16 protein-coding genes and 1 pseudogene are annotated in these 19,899 nt (G+C 66.5%); all 17 read right to left on the bottom strand.

Features of this window, described 5'->3' with window-relative positions; genetic code table 11:
- Positions 1–1,068 (bottom strand): galactose-1-phosphate uridylyltransferase, encoded by a 1,068-nt coding sequence (gene galT, locus LKE06_RS22330; protein WP_228001524.1) that lies wholly within the window; start codon positions 1,066–1,068, stop codon positions 1–3.
- A 17-nt stretch (positions 1,069–1,085) separates the two neighbouring features.
- A complete protein-coding gene (locus LKE06_RS22325; protein WP_228001320.1) occupies positions 1,086–1,943 on the bottom strand; it encodes an aldose epimerase family protein in 858 nt (285 codons plus the stop codon).
- Between the two features lie 155 nt (positions 1,944–2,098).
- A complete protein-coding gene (locus LKE06_RS22320; protein ID WP_228001319.1) occupies positions 2,099–3,109 on the bottom strand; it encodes an esterase/lipase family protein in 1,011 nt (336 codons plus the stop codon).
- Between the two features lie 77 nt (positions 3,110–3,186).
- Positions 3,187–3,828, bottom strand: a complete 642-nt coding sequence (locus tag LKE06_RS22315) for a PadR family transcriptional regulator (RefSeq protein ID WP_228001318.1) — start codon at positions 3,826–3,828, stop codon at positions 3,187–3,189.
- A gap of 266 nt (positions 3,829–4,094) precedes the next feature.
- On the bottom strand, positions 4,095–5,603 hold the full coding sequence (locus LKE06_RS22310) for a hypothetical protein (RefSeq protein WP_228001317.1): 1,509 nt from the start codon (positions 5,601–5,603) through the stop codon (positions 4,095–4,097).
- A gap of 84 nt (positions 5,604–5,687) precedes the next feature.
- Positions 5,688–6,107 (bottom strand): methyltransferase, encoded by a 420-nt coding sequence (locus LKE06_RS33290; protein ID WP_228001316.1) that lies wholly within the window; start codon positions 6,105–6,107, stop codon positions 5,688–5,690.
- 5 nt (positions 6,108–6,112) lie between these two features.
- Positions 6,113–6,298: pseudogene (locus tag LKE06_RS33480) on the bottom strand (methyltransferase family protein); the annotation flags it as partial.
- Positions 6,299–6,499: 201 nt separating this feature from the next.
- Entirely contained in the window at positions 6,500–9,211 is a 2,712-nt protein-coding gene (locus tag LKE06_RS22300; protein ID WP_228001315.1) for a primosomal protein N', read from the bottom strand.
- A 78-nt stretch (positions 9,212–9,289) separates the two neighbouring features.
- Complete coding sequence (gene metK, locus LKE06_RS22295; protein ID WP_228001314.1) at positions 9,290–10,501, bottom strand: methionine adenosyltransferase; 1,212 nt, start codon at positions 10,499–10,501, stop codon at positions 9,290–9,292.
- Between the two features lie 402 nt (positions 10,502–10,903).
- A complete protein-coding gene (coaBC, locus tag LKE06_RS22290; protein ID WP_228001313.1) occupies positions 10,904–12,127 on the bottom strand; it encodes a bifunctional phosphopantothenoylcysteine decarboxylase/phosphopantothenate--cysteine ligase CoaBC in 1,224 nt (407 codons plus the stop codon).
- Positions 12,128–12,185: 58 nt separating this feature from the next.
- Positions 12,186–12,467 carry a DNA-directed RNA polymerase subunit omega gene (rpoZ, locus tag LKE06_RS22285; RefSeq protein WP_228001312.1) on the bottom strand — a complete coding sequence of 94 codons (282 nt, stop codon included), beginning with the start codon at positions 12,465–12,467 and terminating at the stop codon, positions 12,186–12,188.
- A gap of 27 nt (positions 12,468–12,494) precedes the next feature.
- The gene (gmk, locus tag LKE06_RS22280) at positions 12,495–13,079 is read right to left on the bottom strand and encodes a guanylate kinase (RefSeq protein ID WP_228001311.1); all 585 of its coding nucleotides are present in this window, start codon (positions 13,077–13,079) and stop codon (positions 12,495–12,497) included.
- Between the two features lie 8 nt (positions 13,080–13,087).
- Complete coding sequence (mihF, locus tag LKE06_RS22275; protein WP_040692163.1) at positions 13,088–13,405, bottom strand: integration host factor, actinobacterial type; 318 nt, start codon at positions 13,403–13,405, stop codon at positions 13,088–13,090.
- 568 nt (positions 13,406–13,973) lie between these two features.
- Positions 13,974–14,798, bottom strand: a complete 825-nt coding sequence (pyrF, locus tag LKE06_RS22270; protein WP_228001310.1) for an orotidine-5'-phosphate decarboxylase — start codon at positions 14,796–14,798, stop codon at positions 13,974–13,976.
- Between the two features lie 30 nt (positions 14,799–14,828).
- Entirely contained in the window at positions 14,829–18,179 is a 3,351-nt protein-coding gene (carB, locus tag LKE06_RS22265; RefSeq protein ID WP_228001309.1) for a carbamoyl-phosphate synthase large subunit, read from the bottom strand.
- Positions 18,179–19,297, bottom strand: coding sequence for a glutamine-hydrolyzing carbamoyl-phosphate synthase small subunit (carA, locus tag LKE06_RS22260; protein WP_228001308.1), 1,119 nt, complete (start codon positions 19,295–19,297; stop codon positions 18,179–18,181). The genes carB and carA overlap by 1 nt, the downstream gene beginning before the upstream one ends.
- The gene (locus tag LKE06_RS22255) at positions 19,294–19,800 is read right to left on the bottom strand and encodes a PH-like domain-containing protein (RefSeq protein ID WP_228001307.1); all 507 of its coding nucleotides are present in this window, start codon (positions 19,798–19,800) and stop codon (positions 19,294–19,296) included. Before LKE06_RS22255 ends, carA begins: the two co-directional genes overlap by 4 nt.
- Positions 19,801–19,899: the final 99 nt, after the last annotated feature.

Here is a 19,899-nt window from a genome sequence, read left to right as displayed (position 1 = left end):
TCACCGAACCTCCCGCAATTCGGCCGCGATCGTCTCCGGAGTGGTATCGCTGATGAACACCTGCATGCCCGACTCCGAGCCCGCGAGATATTTCAGCTTCCCCGCAGCACGCCGGATCGAGAACAACTGCAGGTGTAGCCACCAATCATCGCGCGGCACACCCGATTTCGGAGTCGGCGCCTGGTTCCAGGCAGCAACGTAAGGCATCGGTGTGTCGAACCGGTGCGCGAAGCGTCCCAGCACATCCAGATACAGATGCGCGAACGCGTCACGCTGCGCGTCGTCGAGTTCGGGAATGTCGGCCACCCGACGATGCGGATAAAGCTGCACCTCATACGGCCAGCGCGCGAACGGCGGCACGAATGCCGTCCACTCCTCGTTCACCGCGACGACCCGTATTCCGGCCGCCCGTTCGGCGGCCAGAATGTCGCCGAACAGATTACTGCCGTTCGCTTTCCGGTATTGCGCGACATTCGCCGCGATTTTGACCACCCGCGGGGTGACGAACGGATAGGCGTAGATCTGCCCGTGCGGATGCGACAGCGTCACCCCGATCTCCTCGCCGTGGTTCTCGAAGCAGAAGACCTGCCCGATATCGTCGAGGGTGGCCAGTTCCGCACTGCGGTGTGCCCACACGTCCACCAGCAGTCGCGCCCGCCGCTGATCCAGCTGCGCGAACGACGAATCGTGAGTGCTCGTGAAACACACCACCTCGCAGCGACCGAATCCGTCACGCAGTGGCGTTAGTGGCGAACCCTCTACCGTGGCAGGCAAATTCGCGTGAATGCTGGACAGCGAGGGGAACCGATTCTCGAAAACCGCTACCTGGTAGTCGGATTCGGGGATCTCAGTGGCCCGTTGCGGCGTCGACGGACATAACGGGCACAGATCCGCCGGGGGGAGAAAGGTTCGGGTCTGGCGATGCGAGGCCAGTACCACCCATTCGCCGAGCAGTGGATCGAACCGTGCCCGCGAGTGTGTAGTCGTCGACGGCAGGTCGCGCGTGTCGCTCGCGGTGCGCGGCACCGGGTCGAGGTCGAAGTACAGGATCTCCCGGCCATCGGCCAGCCGGCTTCGGGTCGTGATCACCGCCCCACCGCCTTATCGTCGTCAGCCGCGAGACTCCGCCACCGCCACACCATTTCGGCGCCCAACGGGTTGTCCGGATCGACCGTCCTCGGCGCGGTGTTGAGTCCATTCGGCGGGCCCGACTGCGGTTCGACGCATACGCTGTCGCGCGGCAGGTCGTACACCACGACCCAGGTCAGCGGGCTGGTCACGGTCAACTCGAGTTCCCCAGGCCAGACGAGGGTCACCCGGACGCCTTCGGGCATTCCGAAGCAGTCATCCCATGGGCCTGGCCGGGCATCGATGCGGTGGCCGTCGGGAAGATGATCGACACCGCGTTGCTCCTGCCACGCGGGCGTGAACCGGATCTCGACATCCGCGCCGCGGGTCTGTTCACGAGCAAACCACGGATGCCATCCCACCTGCGCGGGAAAGGAATCCGACACCGCCTCGATGGTCATTCCGAAAACCGCATTGTCAGCACCGAGCGCGATCGTCTGAGTAACCCGGCCCGGGAAGGGCCAAGGATCCGCGAGTTCTTGCGCCAGCACGACTTCCGTCGCAGAGCGCTCGACGACATCCCATGGCCGGTCACGCACTGTCCCGTGGATGGCGTGCGGCCCGGCAGTGCGCGGCAGTTGGTAATCGTGCCCACCCCAGCGCAGCAGGCCATCCCGCATCCGGCCGCACCACGGCGCCATCGGGAAGCACCCATGTTTCGGTCCGGGACTCAGCACCTCGGCGGCGCCGAGGCGTAAGCCGAGAATTCGCCCGCTGCTCGGGCTCACGGTTAACCGCGCGTCGCCGGCCACCAGATCCAGATCTACCGCACTCACGGTTTCGGCTCCCGACTCGCGTCCGACGAGCCCCTCCATTCGCTCATTCTCAACCAAGCCATGCGCCCATTCTCAACCGAGGTCCGCGCTCTACACCGAAGGTGCAGGGTTCGAGTTCGAAACTACAGCCGCCGCGGCCTACGGCACCACCGTTTGCGTAGCCACTTCGGCAGTCTCCGCCGTCGGCTATCCGGTCAGGAATGCCCGGCAATGATCACCTGGGGGATGCCGGTGCCGAGTGCGACGGGCACGCATACCGGCTCGGGGGCATGCGCCGGATCCAGAACCGTGAGCAACAGCTGCTGCACGAACGGGTCGAAGACCATGTGGAAGTGGCCGGTTAGGTCGACCGCGCACTCGTCCTGGAGGACGATATTGCGGGCGCCAGGGCCATGCAGGGCAATGTTGTCGAACGGCTGGATCATTTCGTCCACCCGGCTGCCGATGGTGGTGTACTTCGGGCCGGGCACCGTGTCACCGCCCGCATTGAGCTCGGTCATCGTCGGCGAGCCCTGCGCTTGCTGCACGGCGGCCAGCGAGGTCACCTTCTCGAAAACTTCCATCGCACCGGGAGCCGACTGTGCGATCGGCACCAAGCCATACATCACCCCGCCATAGCTCGGTGAGGCGATGCCGACCCATTGACCGACCTTGGGTGCACCACCGAGTTTGTTGATGTAGAAGCGGGTCACGTTCGCGCCCTGCGAGAATCCGACCAGGTCGACCTGCGCCGCATGCGTTGCACCCAACACCTGGTCGACGAAGTCGCCGACCTGGTATGCACTCAACCGCAGGTCCTCGGTGCCGTAGCTGTCGGCTCCGGGAGCGCCGCCGTAGTTCAGCGCGAAGACGCAGAATCCGGCTGCGGTGAGCTGCGGCGCGATCGCCGACCAATCGGAGTACACAGTGGAATCCGTGCCGTGCGCGAGGACCACCGGTCGGGGATGCTCGGCATCGGGAACGCAAGCGAAATCGTTGGTGCCTGCGGGGACAGCATCCGGATGGGTCCTCAGATAGCGCGCGGCGGCAAGGTGATCCGACTGCGGCGGCGCGGGATCGGTCGGCACACTCGGCGGCCGGTAGCCGACCGGGTCGGCCTGCGCGCCACCGGAGCCGAGCACGACGGCTCCGGCGACCGCGCAAACAAACACCGCCCGGCACAACTGTGAATGACCCCAACCCCACGAACCACGCCACTGTCCCATCTCACAATGATCTACCCTCGCTGGCATGAAATGCGCGCCGTAGTGGGGTGTTTCATGCTTCTGTTACGTAGCGAACGCTACAACTTCTCGGGGCTTTCGTCCTCGGCCAGGATGCGATACAGGGCCTTACGCGCCTCGGTCAGGACCTCGGCCGCCTTGGTCGCCTGCTCGGGGGTGCCTGCCGCGGCGACCTGGGCAGCGGCGCCCACCAGTTGGCCGATGAGTCCGCGCAGATCGATCGCCTGCGCGCCGACGTCCTGCTTGACCTCCGCCCACGGATCGCCCAGTTCGGCGCGGTTGGCCTCGATGTACTCGGTCCCGGCGTCGGTCAGCTTCGCGGTCTTGCGACCAGCGACCTTCTCGATGAGCAACAGACCCTCGTCTTCCAGCTGCGACAGCGCGGGATAGATGGACCCCGGGCTCGGCCGCCAGATATCGTCGCTGCGCTCGCGGATCTGCTGAATGAGCTCATATCCGTGCATGGGGCGCTCGGTGAGCAGCAGCAACACAGCGGCACGTACGTCGCCGCGCCTGCCGCGACCACCACGACCACGGCCACGGCCGAAGCCCGATCCGAAACCGTGCCCGAAACCCGGTCCGAACTCGGGACCGAAACCGTGCCGTCCGCCATGGCGGTGCCGAAGGCCACGCTCGAATTCCGGTCGGCCCGGCCCACGCCGTCGACCACGCCCAAAATCTTCTCGTTCCATGTTTTCCATAACAGCCTCCTCAGGCTCTCGTGTTCATTTCATGTTATCGACGATATATCGGCAATGCATCGAATGCAAGGGTATAGCGAAACACAGAGACGACCAGCCACCGATCAACCAGCGAGCGAGTCGCTCCACCGCTCGAGGCGACGACCTTCGGTAGCCATCAGATGAGATCGCGAAAGGCGTTGGTAAGCAATGCGATTCCCGCACTGGAGCCGCACTTCCTGTTTCGAGCCCGATCGCTGCTGGGGCCGCCGCACGACCCGCCGCGGTCAGGGCACCAGCCCCGACATCGCGGCATGCGGCAGCGACGGATTGGCCGCCGCCGATTCCACCACCTGCCAGTCTTCGTCGTCGAGCAGTTCGACAATGGTCGAGGGGCGCAGGGCACGATGGCGAGCGGCCCATGGCCTGGCCTGGCGATCCGTTAGGCACGCGAGCAGCGCTGCGGACGTCGCATTGCGGTGCCGGGCGATCTCACGAAACACCTTTTGTACCGGCGGCCGGTGCTGGGTCAGGTTCTCCAGCAGGGCCGACGTAGCGTCGGGATTGACCGCCACTTTCGCTATCACCTGGACGCCGTGCCGCGCGACCATCACGCGCAACTGGGCTTCGGACAGGCCTGGGTGCGGCGCTATGGACTTGACCACCTTGGTGTTGGGGTCGCGGGCCAGAGTGTCGCGGATTTCGGTCGGCAGGTCGCGTCGCTGGGCGAGGAGCATCCGCATGGCCGGATTCGGTGACACGGCCAGTCTCTCGACTTCGGCCGGGGCAGCCGAGGCGATGCGCGGCAGCAGAGTTGAGCCGATCCGAGTGGCTTCGGCGAGGTAGGACAGGATGTCGAGCGGCAGGCCCGGATGGTGTGCCAACCGACGCTGGACGTCGTGGCCGCGGTCGGCGGCCAAGGTGCGGATCAAGCCTTCGTTGATCGCGGGGTTGTCCGCCAGCGTTGCGCGGACCCCTGGGACGGGATCATCGGCGAGGCGCGCGTACACCCGCGGAGGCAGATCGGTGCGGGCCGCGAGTTCGCAGCGCAGCAATGTTGAGGGGTGGCCGACGAAGTCCACAACAGCGCCGGCCGGGGTGGCCGGGTTTCGCAGGGCCATTTGCTGGATTTCGTGCGCGGTGGATTCGTGGGAGCCGTCGCAGGCCGCGCCTGGTGGCAAGGTGCAGTCGGATCGTTGGCAGTTCGGGTCGTGAACGAAGGGGATCGGCTCCCGGTCGCAGACGAGGCAGGAGCGTGGCGGCGGCAGCCCTTTTCCGGTCAGTAGCGCCGCCAATACGGTTGGCGGCGCCGCCTCGTTGGCCGCCAGCGCGCGGCGGACCTGGGCATGCGGATGCCGCGCGAGGTGGGCGACGACGTCCGGGGGCGCCCACAGCGCGAGTTCAGCGACGACCCGAACGTCGGAGTCCGAGGCGAGCGTCTGCGTCACATCGCGCGGTAGGCCGGGGCAGGCTGCCAGCTTCTCCCTGTGGTCCATCAGCGGGTCGGTGGCGAGCAGACGCGCCCACTCCGGCCTGCCGGAACGCACTTCGAGCAGGGCGAGCGTGACACGCGGCCGGGCCACCGGATCAACGTCATCGGCGGTGAGCCGCCCATCGCCAGCGAGCCGTACTGCGGCCCCCTCGAAGCGTGCCAGCGCGACCACCTGCGCGCGGTTCAGGTCCGGTCGGCAGGCCAGGACGTCGGCGAGGTCCGCGTCCGCAGCCATGATCAGCCGATCAACCAGTTCGGTTGGTAGCGCGGGGTTCTCGGCCAGCCCGAGGAGAGCATGCTGCACAGGAGGATCCTGCCTGAGCAGTGATTGAACGGCCATCGGATTACAACGCTCGCGATTGGACGTCGGTAGGACGGTCCCCGACGCTTAGGCGCGTGCTGGAATGACACGCCGGACTCGGCTATCGCTTACCGCAGGCGGATCTTTAATTGGTTTGCGGCGCATACGGATCCGGCAGAGCTCGACAATGGTACGGAGCCGCGAGTGAGTGACCGCACCGAGAGTGAGCCCGGCTTCGTGCGCGAGGCCGGAGATCCCATCGATGCTTCGTTCTCGGCCGAGGCAGTAGGCGAGCATGCGTAGATCCATCTCGGTACTGGTGTCTTCCGGGTGCTCGGTGTCTTCGACGATGATGACCTTGCCGTCGGGCCGCGCTGCCTGCGCGCAGTTCCGCAGGATGTGCGAACCGTGTGCAGCAGCTCCACCACGGACATGTCGGCATGCCCGATGGCACCTTCCAAATCGATCGACGCCCGAACGCCCTCGGGATGATCGTCGCGCAGCCACTGCCCCGCATCGGTCAATGTGTAGGCTCCGCCCTCGTCGCGGCGTAGAAACCCGGCGGTGACCAGATGATCCAGCACTCGAACGAACGGGTCGACCTCGACAGCGAGATGGATGGCGAGTTCCGGCCCCGATGACACGCCAGCGACGATCGCATCGGCGACCCGCAGCGTCGCCGCCACTCGTATTGCCATAGGCGTGATCAGGTCGGCCGCCGGCCACAGGGGCCCACCCCACGCCTGCTCCTGGTCGGTTATCTCGGCCTCCCTCGCATGCGTGCACGTGCGACGATCGAGCAGAACACGGGCCGAACCTACCTGGTCGAAACCGAGCCCGATAGACCCGCGCGCAACGAACAGGGCCGACATGGCGGCGGCAACCATCGCAACAAGTGGTCAGCCAATATCGATGGGGTCGATCTGGACACGAAGCGGAGCGTCGGAGCGGTGGGTGCTGCGGATCGCCTGGGCGGCGGTGAGGGCTCGGGCCAGGGCGGCGCCGGAGGCGCGGTGGACGCGTAACAGCATACGTTCGACTTCGGCGGGACTGTCGCCGACGAACGGCTTCCTGGCGCCGGGTGGGAGCGGGACCGGACCGAGCACCTCGACATCGTCGGGAAGTGTTGCGGCGGAGAGTAATTCGGCTACCGCATCGGCAGATCCATCGATGGCTGCCATCCGCACCGCGGGCGGGAAGCCGACCTCGGCACGTTCGGCAACCTCATTGACCGCATGCCCGACCGGGTCCCAGCGGACCAGGGCCTGCACGGTCGACAGCGAGGGCTCGGCCATGACAATGACCTGCCCGCGCGCTCTGACCAACGTCGCGGCGCTCATCCAGCGGCGCAGTGTGTCCTCGGCGGCGCGCAGATCGGCGCGACTCAGCAGCGCCCAGCCGTCGAGCAGCAGTGCGACACCGTAGCCGCCGGGCAGCACCGGCTCGGCGCCGACCGTCGCGACAACGACCTGCGGCCCTGGCTCGACCACATCGAGCATCGCGCCACCGCTGGAACCGCGAATCGGCACACCCGGAAATGCCCGGCCCAGCTCCTCCGCAGTACGAGCCGCGCCGATGACCACCGCGCGCAGCGCCCGCGATCCGCAGTGCGTGCAGCGGTACGCGGCCTCCGTGATACCGCACCAGCGACAGCTCGGACTGTGCGCGATGTCCGCACGCGGCGACCGATCCTCCGGCAGCGCGAGAGGCCCATTGCAATGTCGGCATCGTGCGGGCGTCCGGCACTTCGCGCAGGCCAGCGATGGGATGTACCCGCGCCTGGGAACCTGTACCAGCACTGCGGCTCCCTCTTTCAGCGCCGAACGCGCGGCCGCGAACGCCACAGCGGGGATACGGATCGCGCGGGCGATCGGGTCGCGCTCGAGCGCTATATCGCTGTCACCGGGCGCACTGATCCGTGGCACGGCGGCGCGCAACACCGCGCGCTCGGCAACCAGGTCGTGCGCCCAACCCGAGTCGACCACCGCCTGTACCTCGGCGGTCCTGGCCAGACCTGCCGCAACGAACGCCGCACCGCTTTCGTGTGCGCGCAGCATTGCGACCTCCCGCGCGTGCGGGTACGGCGAGCGCGGCTCAGCGTAGGTGTCATCGCCGTCATCCCAGATCGCGATCAGTCCCAGATCCACCGTGGGCGCGAACACCGCGCTGCGCGTGCCGACCACCACTCGCGCCGAGCCACGCAACGCCGCGAGCCATCGCCGATAACGCGCGGCGGGCCCCAAACCCGCTGCCAGACCGACCGCTGAATCCCCCACCAGCCGAACACATTCCGCGAGCACGCGATCCAGATCCCGTTGATCGGGCACCATCAGAATCGCACTCTGCCCACGCCCGGCCACCACGGCTGCCAACTCCGCCAACCGCCGGGCCCAATCTTCCCCCGGCAACGCCTGCCAGGCCGCCCGCGGCCCCCTCCCCTGCCCGAGCGCGTTAACGAAAGCCGCGCCATGCACATAGCGCGCCCACGCCCCGAGGTCAACCACGTCGACGAGCGGTTCGGACGAATCCGTCTGCGCACCAATAGATTCAGCAGCCGAGAGCGCGGTTGCCGAGCCCGTTGAGTGCACCGACACTGTCCCGGCGACCGCGACGCGACGGTCCGCCAACGGCTCCACACTCGCACCGACTGCCAGCACATCATCGGACGTACCCGCATCCGAGGCGGCCGCACTCGAACCAGCCGGACCCAACCGCTCGCCCGCGACCTCACCAGTCGCCACATCACCCGACGCGGCCGCGACCTCCACGGCCCCGCCGGACCGATCGCCCGGATAGACCTGAGCCGTCACCGCGCCACCAGGGTTGCGTGCAGCTGCCGAGAGCACCTCCGCGACTCCAGAACGATCGCCCGCACCAACATCAGCCGCCGCCACATCGATAGCCGCACCTGGACGTGAGCCGGTCGCGGTACCCTCGGCCGCCCCAGAGCGATCACCCGCCTCCGTCCCAGCAGTCGTCACACCGCTCGGCGTAGCCGAATGTCCGGGGGTCGAGGGCTTCGCAGTCAGGCCCGAACGATCGCCTGGGTCGATTGCGGCCGGCGCCGGGTCAGGCTCGTTGCCCGAATTCGAATCGGTGTCGGCTGCCTGCGCTATGTGTACGGCCGCGGCAGGTTTCGCGCGGGATCGTACCGTCGCTGCGGGCCGGTTGGTCTCCGCTGAATCGGCTGGGCACGAATCCCCCTGCACTGCTTCGGTTTCCGTTACCTTCGACTTCTTCGTGTCGCCGGTCTCGGTGCGGGCGTGACGGGGTGGGATGGCTAGGCGCAGGACCTCGGCGCGAGTGCCCGCGTAGCGGGCGGCGACGGCTGTGGCCAGTTGCAGGATTTCGGGGGTGAGGACGCGTTCGGCCGAAACGATTCGGCCGAGGGTGACCAGTTTCCCGGAGTGGTCGCTATGGGCCAGGCGGGTCAGCAGGTAGCCGTCTACCAGGCGGCCCGCGAAACGGACACGGACTCGCACACCCGGTTGGGCGATCTCATCCAGCTCGGGCGGGACGAGATAGTCGAAGTCGCGGTCGAGGTGCGCGGGCGAAAGCAGCGGGAGAACCCGTGCGATGGGTCTTCCCGCCGCTGTCGAATCATGTGACACCCTGGCTCCTGTGGACGGCTGGTCCACAGGAGAGCCGGGAAGGTTCGCCGTGGGTTGGTTCACACGGGCCTGGTCGACCTACAGGCCGACGGTCGCGCGCAGCTTATCGGCGCGGTCGGTGTGCTCCCAGGGCAGATCGACGTCGGTACGGCCGAAGTGACCGTACGCGGCGGTCGGTGCGTAGATCGGGCGCAGCAGACCCAGGTCGCGAATGATCGCGCCCGGCCGCAGATCGAATACCTCGGTGATAGCCGAGGAAATACGTGTCGGGTCGACCTTCTCCGTGCCGAAAGTCTCGACGAACAGGCCGACCGGAGCCGCCTTGCCGATGGCGTAGGCGACCTGAACCTCGACCCGATCGGCGAGACCCGCCGCGACGACATTCTTGGCGACCCAGCGCATGGCGTACGCGGCCGAACGGTCCACCTTCGACGGATCCTTGCCGGAGAACGCGCCACCGCCGTGACGGGCCATACCGCCGTAGGTGTCGACGATGATTTTGCGACCGGTCAGGCCCGCGTCACCCATCGGTCCGCCGAGCACGAACTTACCGGTGGGGTTGACCAGCAACCGAATGCCCGAAGTGTCCAGGGTCGGCAGATCCAGATCCGCCAGCACCGAATCGACAACCTTCTCCCGGATGTCGGGAGTGAGCAGGTTGTCCAGATCGATATCGGCGGCGTGCTGGGTGGAGATGACGACGGTATCGAGCCGGACCGGACGGTCACCGTCATATTCGATGGTGACCTGGGTCTTGCCGTCAGGACGCAGGTACGGCAGCACACCGGACTTGCGGACCTCGGTCAGCCTGCGCGAGAGCCGGTGCGCCAGCGCGATCGGCAATGGCATCAGCTCGGGGGTGTCGACGGTCGCGTAACCGAACATCAGCCCCTGATCGCCCGCGCCCTGGCGCTCGATCTCGTCGTCGGACCCGGCGGTGCGCGCCTCGTGCGAGGTGTCCACGCCCTGCGCGATATCCGGGGATTGCGCGCCGATCGCGATGTTCACACCGCAGGAGTTTCCATCGAAACCCTTTGCGGAAGAGTCATATCCGATCTCGAGAACCTTCTCGCGGACGATTCGGGGAATGTCGGCGTAGGCCGATGTGGTGACCTCACCGGCGACGTGGACCTGACCGGTGGTGACGAGAGTTTCCACCGCGACGCGGCTGCGGGGGTCCTCGGTAAGCAACGCGTCGAGAATGGAATCGCTGATGGCATCACAGATCTTGTCCGGATGACCCTCGGTCACGGACTCACTGGTGAATAGCCGGCTGCCGGACGTGCGCACAGTTTTCCCTCTCCCTCAACGGGTTGCTCATATCGGATTGCGACAGTATCGAGATGCCGCTACCGCGCAACCCTTCATCTCAGACTATTCCAAACCACTGACGCGACGGGTTCGCTGACTGCCACTGTCCCAGACTATTCGGCCATCGATGCCTCGGACCGGAAGTTCGTCCCGACATCACGCCGATCGCCTGAACATCTGCACCATGAGCCCAACGGTCGAGGTCGACGATTGCCGCGACGCCGCAATCCGTACGACGTCGCAACCAGATTCGAACTAGCCACTGTGCACCGAATTGCTCAGCACGCCAATGCAACAGGCTACTCAACAGGCCGACGACCAAGCACGTCGACGCACCAGCGCCTCCGCACATCACCGCGCATCATTCGGCGCGCACAAACCTCAGCGCAGCAACGGACCGAGCGCGTCGAGCACCCGGCTCGCCAGCAGTGCCTTCGACCCGTGGTCGAGGGCTTGTTCGGCGCCGTCCGCGCCGAGCAGCCAGCCATCGTTGGTGTCGACCTCGAACGCCTTGCCTTCGCCGACCGCGTTCACGACCAGCAGATCGCAACCTTTGCGCGCCAGCTTGGCTCGCGCGTAGCCGAGTACGTCGCCCTGCTCGTCACCGGTCTCGGCCGCGAAGCCGACGATCGCGGTGCCGGGTAGTTGACCGTCACGTCTCGACTGAACCAGTCCGGCGAGAATGTCGTCGGTCTTGGTCAGCGGGATCGTGTCCGGCTCGCTCGCGCCCTTTTTGATCTTGGCCGCGGCCACGGACGTCGGCCGGAAATCGGCCACCGCCGCCGCCATGATCACCGCGTCCGCTCCGAGCGCATGCTTTTCCACAGCGGTCTTGAGCTGGTCGGCGGTGGTGATGTGCACCAGGTCGACGGCCGCGGGGGCGGCCATCTCGATGGTATTGCCCGCGATCAGCGTCACCTGGGCACCGCGTTGAGCGGCGACCCGGGCGAGCGCATAGCCCTGTTTGCCGGAGCTGCGATTACCCAGGAAACGCACCGGATCCAGCGGTTCCCTGGTGCCGCCCGCAGTGATCACCACACGGCGTCCTTCCAGGTCACGCGGGATCGCGTCGGCACGTTCGAGCAGCAACGTGGCCAGCCCGAAGATCTCCTCGGGTTCTGGCAATCGTCCGGGGCCGGTATCGGTGCCGGTGAGCCGGCCCGACGCGGGTTCCATGACGATCGCGCCGTGCGCACGCAGCGCCGCGACATTGGCGACGGTCGCCGGATGCTCCCACATCTCGGTATGCATCGCGGGTGCGAACAAAACCGGACATCGGGCCGTCAGCAACGTGGCGGTGAGTAGATCGTCGGCGCGGCCCTGTGCGGCGCGCGCCATCAAATCGGCGGTCGCCGGGGCAATGACCACGAGGTCCGCCTCCTGGCCGAGCCGCACATGGGGCACTTCGGGCACATCGCTGAACACATCGGTGTGCACCGGGTTGCCCGACAGCGCCTCGAATGTCGCCTTGCCGACGAATTGCAGTGCCGACTCGGTGGGGATCACCCGAACCTGGTGACCCGTCTCGGTGAATCGGCGCACGATCGAGCACGCCTTGTAGGCGGCGATGCCACCGCCTACGCCGACGACGATTCGTGTGGTCACTGACGCCTCCGGTGGCTGATCCGTGTAGTTCGCGCTGCCACAAACACGAAGCGGTGGCCTATTCGCCTTCGGTGTGCTCGAGCAGATCGGAGTGGATCTCGCGCATGGCAACCGAGAGCGGCTTCTCTTGCAGACCCGGCTCGACCAGCGGGCCTACGTACTCGAGAATGCCGTCGCCGAGCTGGTTGTAGTAGTCGTTGATCTGACGTGCCCGCTTGGCCGCGTAGATGACCAGGGCGTACTTGGACGAGGTGCGCTCGAGCAACTCGTCGATCGGCGGGTTGGTGAGGCCGATAGGAGTGTCGTATGCGGGCGCGGGCTTGGTGGCCGTACTGCTCACTAGGGGGGCTCCTGCGGGGTTAAGGGGTCACGAACTCGAATTTGTGCTAACGAACAACGATACCAACTGCTCACACGCGCTGGTCACCTCGTCGTTCACTATGACGATGTCGAACTCGTCACAGGCCGCCAATTCGGTCCTGGCGGTTTCCAGCCTTCGCTCGATCACTTCGGGTGATTCGGTCCCGCGCGACCGCAACCGGGCGACCAATTCGTCCCAGCTCGGAGGGGCGAGAAACACCAGTAGCGCCTCCGGAATGGCCTTGCGCACCGAGCGCGCGCCCTCGAGATCGACCTCGACGAGGACGGGCAGTCCGCCGGCCAGCGCCTCGCGCACCGGCCCCGCGGGGGTGCCGGAACGCTGTAGTCCTCCGTGAATGTCCGCCCACTCGAGCAATTCGTTCGCCTCGATCATGGCGTCGAACTCCGCTCGGGTGACGAACCGATAGTCCCGACCGTCGACCTCCCCGGGCCTGGGAGCCCGGGTCGTTGCCGACACACTGAAGACCAGGTGGGGCAGCCGCTCACGGACGCAGCGCACCACGGTGGACTTGCCCACGGCCGAGGGGCCGACCAGTACAACCAGTCGACCCTTCCGCGTGTGTCCGATCACCTTCGTTGTCAGGCGAAGTCGAATCGGGCGAGCAGCGCCTTGCGCTGCCGGTCACCCAGTCCGCGCAAACGCCGGGTGGGGGCGATCTCTAGTTCGCTCATGATCTCCGCCGCCTTGACCTTGCCCACCTTGGGCAGGGCCTCGAGCAGTGCCGACACCTTCATCTTGCCGAGAATCTCATCGGACTCGGCATCGGTGAGGACCTGCTTCAGGTCGGTGCCGCCACGCTTCAGGCGCTCCTTGAGCTCCGCCCGAGCACGGCGAGCGGCAGCCGCCTTCTCCAAAGCAGCGGCGCGCTGCTCGTCAGTCAGCTGGGGAAGGGCCACGGTTCCTCCGTCTCATTGTTCATTGCATTAACTACTGCCAGTAACCCAGCAGTCTCAGCGACCGTACCCACGACGTTGCGCGATTGCGAACCCACCCCCCAGGTCAGCGCATGATTCGCCGGTGCCGTAGGGGTGTGTCCGGCCGGATGCGTGCGCCTCCAGCGCCACCGCGCGGATCGTTTCGCCGCAGCACTGAAAGGTGCCGCCAGCAGGGCTTTTTCGGTCACCTGCTCGGTTTGCGGGACAGTTGCGGAGATGAGTTGCGTCCGCTCAGCAACCAGGCACGTGCCCGACCAGGAAGTTTCTAGAGATTTCCCGCGTGTCGCCTTAACTTTCCGCGTGTCGGATCCATCCGGACCGGCCGATGACGCGAGCGAACCATAGACGCGCCTACCGCAACACAGGCCACGACGGTCCCGCACGACACCCAGTGCCTCTTAAAGAGGCCCAGAAACCACTCAGGGACCCGCGACCGCCACGGTGCACCTCTTTGCCGCAGACGGCGCGGCAGACAACTCTGCCGCCGCGTGTGGGTCTGAAAACCTGTCGTGGACGGGCAGAGAGAGCATCACGCCTGCAGGAAGCCGAACTCCTCCTGAAGCGCGCCGACCTTGGCACGTAGTGCCGACACAGCCGGTCCGGCGCGCAGCACCTCACGTGACACGGCCGGAACCACCGCACGCAGCATCGGCCCGGAAACCAATGCGCGCACGGATTCCGGGCCACCACCCTGGGCTCCGACACCCGGCATCAGAACCGGTCCGTTGAGGTTCGAAAGATCGGGGGCCTCGGCCAATGTCGCGCCGACCACCACACCGACCGAACCGAATTCGTGGCCGGCATTGCGCGCGGCGGCCTCGTCGACCATGGTCTGGGCGAGCGTGCGACCGTCGGCGGCAAACGCCCGCTGCACCTGCGCGCCTTCGGGATTCGACGTCGCGGCCAGCACGAAGACACCGCGGCCGTTTCCGTCCGCCAGCGTCAAAGCCGGTGCAAGCGAGCCGAATCCGAGATAGGGCGAGACGGTGACGGCATCGGAACCGAGCGGGCCGTCACCGAGCCAAGTGCGGGCATAGGCGTCCATGGTGGAGCCGATGTCGCCGCGTTTGGCATCCGACAGCACCAGGGTGCCCGAGGAGCGCAGCACCTCGATGGTGCGCTCCAGCACCGCGATTCCGCCGGAACCATAGGCTTCGAAGAAGGCGACCTGGGGCTTGATCAGCGCGACCGTGCCATCGAATGCTTCGACGCAGATCTCGGCGAACTTCTCGACACCCTCGACATCGTCGGTCAAACCCCAGGCCGTGAGCAGTTCGGGATGTGGGTCGATGCCGACGCACAACGGACCGAAATGGTGCATCGAGTGCCGCAGCCGGTGCCCGAACGTTTTCATGGATCTCCTGTGTCCGGCGGGGTTTCCTCGTCAGCCCCGCAGTGCCGAGTGCAGCTCCTGCAAGGACCGCACCCCGATTCCGCCGTTGATGCTCGCCTCGATGCCCTGCACGGCCGCGGCGGCGCCCTGCACGGTGGTGATGCACGGAATGTTCACACCAACTGCGGCGGTACGGATTTCGTAGCCGTCAACGCGCGGCCCGGAATTGCCGTAGGGGGTGTTGAACACCATGTCGACCTCGCCGTCGCGAATCTGCTCGACGATCGTCGCCAGTGGCGCTTCACCATTGACCGCCTCCGGTTCCGGATCGGAGTGTTTGCGCACCTGTTCGCACGGAATTCCGTTACGGCGCAGCATTTCCGCCGTGCCCTCGGTGGCCAGGATGCGGAATCCCAGGTCGTGCAGGCGCTTCACCGGAAACACCATGGCCCGCTTGTCCCGGTTGGCGATCGAGACGAATACAGCGCCTTCGGTGGGCAGCGAGCCGTATGCGGCGGCCTGGCTCTTGGCGAATGCCGTGCCGAAATCGGCGTCGATGCCCATCACCTCGCCGGTGGACTTCATTTCCGGCGAGAGCAATGAATCCACGCCGGTGCCGTCGGCGCGGCGGAAACGGTGGAACGGCAGCACCGCTTCTTTCACCGCGACCGGGGCATCCAGCGGAACATGCCCGCCGTCGCCCTCGCTCGGCAGCATGCCCTCCTTGCGAAGTTCGGCAATGGTGGCGCCCATGGTGACTCGCGCGGCCGCCTTGGCCAGCGGAACTGCCGTCGCCTTGGAGACGAACGGAACGGTCCGGCTGGCACGAGGATTCGCCTCGAGCACGTAGAGCACGTCGTCCTTGAGCGCGTACTGCACATTCAGCAGGCCCTTGACACCGATCCCCTTGGCCAGCGCGATCGTCGACCGGCGCACCGCCTCGATATCACTGCGGCCCAACGTAATCGGCGGCAGTGCGCAGGCCGAGTCACCGGAGTGGATGCCCGCCTCTTCGATGTGCTCCATCACGCCGCCGAGGTAGACCTCGTCGCCATCGCACAGTGCGTCGACGTCGATCTCGATGGCATCCTCGAGGAAACGGTCGACCAGCACCGGATGTTCGGGGCTGAGCTCGGTCGCCCGGGAGATATAGCCCTCCAGGGACTGCTCGTCATAGACGATCTCCATGCCGCGCCCACCGAGCACGTAGGACGGGCGCACCAGCACCGGGTAGCCGATGCTCGCGGCGATCTTCTTGGCCTGCGTGAAGGTGGTCGCGGTGCCGTACTTCGGCGCGGGCAGGCCCGCGGCGACCAGTACGTCACCGAATTCGCCACGGTCCTCGGCCAGATCGATGGCCGCGGCACTCGTGCCGACCACCGGGACACCCGCGTCGGTGAGTCGTTGCGCCAGCCCGAGCGGGGTCTGCCCGCCGAGCTGCACGATGACGCCGGCGACGGTGCCGGATTCAGTTTCGGCGTGATAGACCTCGAGCACGTCCTCGAAGGTCAGGGGCTCGAAGTAGAGCCGGTCGGCGGTGTCGTAGTCGGTGGAAACGGTCTCCGGATTGCAGTTGACCATGACGGTCTCGTACCCGGCCTGCGACAGCGTCAGCGCAGCGTGCACACACGAGTAGTCGAATTCGATGCCCTGACCGATCCGGTTCGGGCCGGACCCGAGGATCAACACCTTCTCGCGCTCACGTTGCGGCGCGACCTCGGATTCAGCGCCGGGATCGAGCTCGTAGGACGAGTAGTGATACGGCGTCTTGGCCTCGAATTCGGCAGCGCAGGTGTCGACAGTCTTGAAGACCGGACGGATCCCGAGCCGGTGGCGCAGTGCACGCACGCCGGTCTCACCCGCGAGTTCGGGACGCAATGCGGCGAGCTGACGATCGGACAGTCCATAGTGCTTGGCCCGGCGCAACAGCGGCTCGTCCAGCACCGGCGAGTCGATGATCTCCTGGCGCAGTTCGACCAGGCCGGCGACCTCGGCGACGAACCACGGGTCGATGCCGGAGGCGAGCGCGACGTCTTCGATGCTCGCGCCGTAGCGCAGCGCCCGCTCGACCTGGTAAATGCGCCCTTCGGTCGGCGTGCGCAGATCCTCGAGGATCGCCTCGATCGCCGCTGCGGTATCGCCGTCGACCGGCGCCCACTTGCCGTCTTCCTGGGTCCAGAAGCTCGCGGCCTTGGTCTCCAGCGAGCGCAGCACTTTACCGAGTGCCTCGGAGAAGTTGCGGCCCAACGACATTGCCTCGCCGACCGACTTCATGGTGGTGGTCAGCGTGGCATCGGCGCCGGGGAACTTCTCGAACGCGAACCGCGGCGCCTTGACGACCACATAGTCGAGGGTCGGCTCGAAACAGGCCGGGGTTTCCTTGGTGATGTCGTTGACGATCTCGTCGAGGGTGTACCCGATGGCCAGCTTGGCGGCGATCTTGGCAATCGGGAAACCCGTTGCCTTGGAAGCCAATGCGGACGAGCGCGAGACGCGCGGGTTCATTTCGATGACGATCAGGCGGCCGTCGGCGGGGTCCACCGCGAACTGGATGTTGCAGCCACCGGTATCGACGCCGACCTCCCGCAGGATGTCGATGCCCAGGTCACGCAGCTTCTGGTACTCACGGTCGGTGAGGGTCATGGCCGGTGCGACGGTTACCGAATCACCGGTGTGCACGCCCATGGGGTCCACGTTCTCGATCGAGCAGACCACCACAACGTTGTCGCGGCTGTCGCGCATGAGCTCGAGCTCGAATTCCTTCCAGCCCAGAATGGATTCCTCGATCAGCACGTTCGCGGTCGGCGAGGCCGCGAGGCCACCGCCGGCGATGCGGTCGAGATCCTCGTCGTTGTAGGCCATGCCGGAGCCGAGGCCGCCCATGGTGAACGACGGCCGCACCACAACCGGGAACCCGAGTTCGGCGACGGTGGCGCGCACCTCGTCCATGGTGTGACACACCGCCGAGCGGGCGCTCTCACCGCCGACCTTGGCGACAATGTCCTTGAACTTCTGGCGGTCCTCACCGCGCTGGATCGCGTCGAAGTCGGCGCCGATCAACTCGACGTTGTACTTCTGCAGCACACCGCGCTCATGCAGGGCCACAGCTGTATTCAGCGCGGTCTGGCCGCCGAGGGTGGCGAGAATCGCATCGGGACGCTCTTTTTCGATGACCTTCTCGACGAACTCCGGCGTAATCGGTTCCACATAGGTGGAATCCGCGAACTCGGGGTCGGTCATGATGGTCGCCGGGTTGGAGTTCACCAGCGACACTCGCAGCCCCTCGGCCCGCAGCACCCGGCACGCCTGGGTGCCGGAGTAGTCGAACTCGCAGGCCTGGCCGATAACGATCGGGCCCGAGCCGATCACCAGGATGTGGCGTAGGTCCTCGCGGCGTGGCATCAGGCTCCTTCCATGAGACCGGCGAAACGGTCGAAGAGATAAGCGGCGTCATGGGGTCCGGCGGCGGCTTCCGGGTGGTACTGCACGGAGAACGCGCGGCCGTCGATCAGGCGAACACCTTCGACGGTGCCGTCGTTGGCGCAGACATGGCTGACCTCGGCGCGGCCGAAAGGCGTGTCGAACTGCTCCCCCGCCGCACCCTCGAGGGCGAAGCCGTGGTTCTGCGCGGTGATCGAGATGCGACCGGTCTCCCGCTCGACGACCGGGATATTGATGCCGCGGTGGCCGAACTTCATTTTGTAGGTTTTGCGACCGAGTGCCCGGCCCAGGATCTGGTTGCCGAAGCAGATGCCGAACAGCGGTACGCCTTTTTCCAGCACGCCCTGGGTGATCGCGACGGCACCGTCCTGGGTGGCCGGGTCGCCGGGGCCGTTGGACAGGAACACCCCGTTGGGGTTCAGTTCCAAGATCTGATCGAGGGAGGTGTTCGACGGCACCACATGCACCCGCATCCCGCGCTCGGCGAACATGCGTGGCGTGTTGGTTTTGATGCCGAGGTCAACCGCGACCACGGTGAACCGCGGGTCGCCGGCCGGCTCGATGGTGTAGAGCGATTCGGTGCTGACCTCCTCGGCCAGATCGGCGCCCAGCATCGAAGCCTGACCGTTCACCCTGGTGCGCAACTCGTCGTCGCCGGCAAGCGCGGCGCCGGAGAAGATGCCCGCCTTCATCGAGCCGCGGGTGCGCAGATGACGCACGAGCGCGCGGGTATCGATGCCCGCGATACCGACGACATGCTGGCGCTGCAGTGCGTCGGGCAGTGTGCCGGTGGCGCGCCAGTTCGAGGCGCGCCGTGCCGGGTCGCGCACGACGTAGCCGGCGACCCATATCTTCGAGGACTCGTCATCCTCGTCGTTCCAGCCGGTGTTGCCGATCTGCGGGGCAGCGGCCACCACGATCTGGCGGTGGTAGCTGGGGTCGGTCAGGGTCTCCTGATAGCCGGTCATCGCGGTGCAGAACACCGCCTCACCGAGCGTCTCGCCGACGGCGCCGTAGGCGGAGCCCCGGAAAACCCGGCCGTCCTCCAGCACCAGAGCCGCTGCGTCTGGCCCACTCATTCGTCTTCTCCCGTCTTCGTCCTGGTCGGATCCGCTCGCCACGCCGGGTAGACCGACTTGTCGTCGCCTCGGAAACCGGTATCGATCTCGGTTCCCGTCGGCAGCTTCCAGCGAATTACCAGCACACCATCTTCCGTCATAACCTTGCCCGCGTGGCCGCGTTCGGTGCGCACGGCGGTAATGGATTCCTGCGGAATCCAGATCGCCGTCGCACCATCACGTTCGAGCAGAATTCCGCGTTCGAACCTGGTCAGTTCCGCCGTAGCCCGGAAGCCCAAGTCGCCCACCGCGATCCGGTCCTGCCAACTGGGCGCCAAGGTGCTGCCGAGATACATACCGGTGGTCGGCTCCAGCAGTTGCGCGCCGCAATCGGTGGGCACACCGGGTAGGTCACCGATACTGGCCGCCTGCCGCGCGGCGCGATTGCGCCAGCCGCGGTACATCAGCCAACTACACAGGGCGAACAGCACCAGCAGCCCGATGACCCAGAGCGTTCTTTCCACCTACCGCCCCTCCTGAATGTTCCCCACGGCCTTGCCGTCGCGGGCAGTGACCCGGCCCCGCAGCAACGTCGTTGTCACTCGCGCCGGGAACGTCATCGC

Origin of the sequence: Nocardia australiensis (genome assembly GCF_020733705.1) — a bacterium.
In the GTDB taxonomy this organism is placed as follows: Bacteria; Actinomycetota; Actinomycetes; order Mycobacteriales; family Mycobacteriaceae; genus Nocardia; species Nocardia australiensis.
Note: the sequence above shows the minus strand (reverse complement) of the source record. Positions and strands in the feature narration are given on the sequence as shown.

Bases quoted from the DNA above. Each gene is read 5' to 3' on its own strand.
- LKE06_RS22315 (WP_228001318.1), bottom strand. From the start codon at position 3,828: ATGGAAAACATGGAACGAGAAGATTTTGGGCGTGGTCGACGGCGTGGG.
- LKE06_RS22320 (WP_228001319.1), bottom strand. From the start codon at position 3,109: ATGGGACAGTGGCGTGGTTCGTGGGGTTGGGGTCATTCACAGTTGTGC.
- carB (WP_228001309.1), bottom strand. From the start codon at position 18,179: ATGCCACGCCGCGAGGACCTACGCCACATCCTGGTGATCGGCTCGGGC.
- pyrF (WP_228001310.1), bottom strand. From the start codon at position 14,798: ATGAAAACGTTCGGGCACCGGCTGCGGCACTCGATGCACCATTTCGGT.
- LKE06_RS22325 (WP_228001320.1), bottom strand. From the start codon at position 1,943: ATGGAGGGGCTCGTCGGACGCGAGTCGGGAGCCGAAACCGTGAGTGCG.
- carA (WP_228001308.1), bottom strand. From the start codon at position 19,297: ATGAGTGGGCCAGACGCAGCGGCTCTGGTGCTGGAGGACGGCCGGGTT.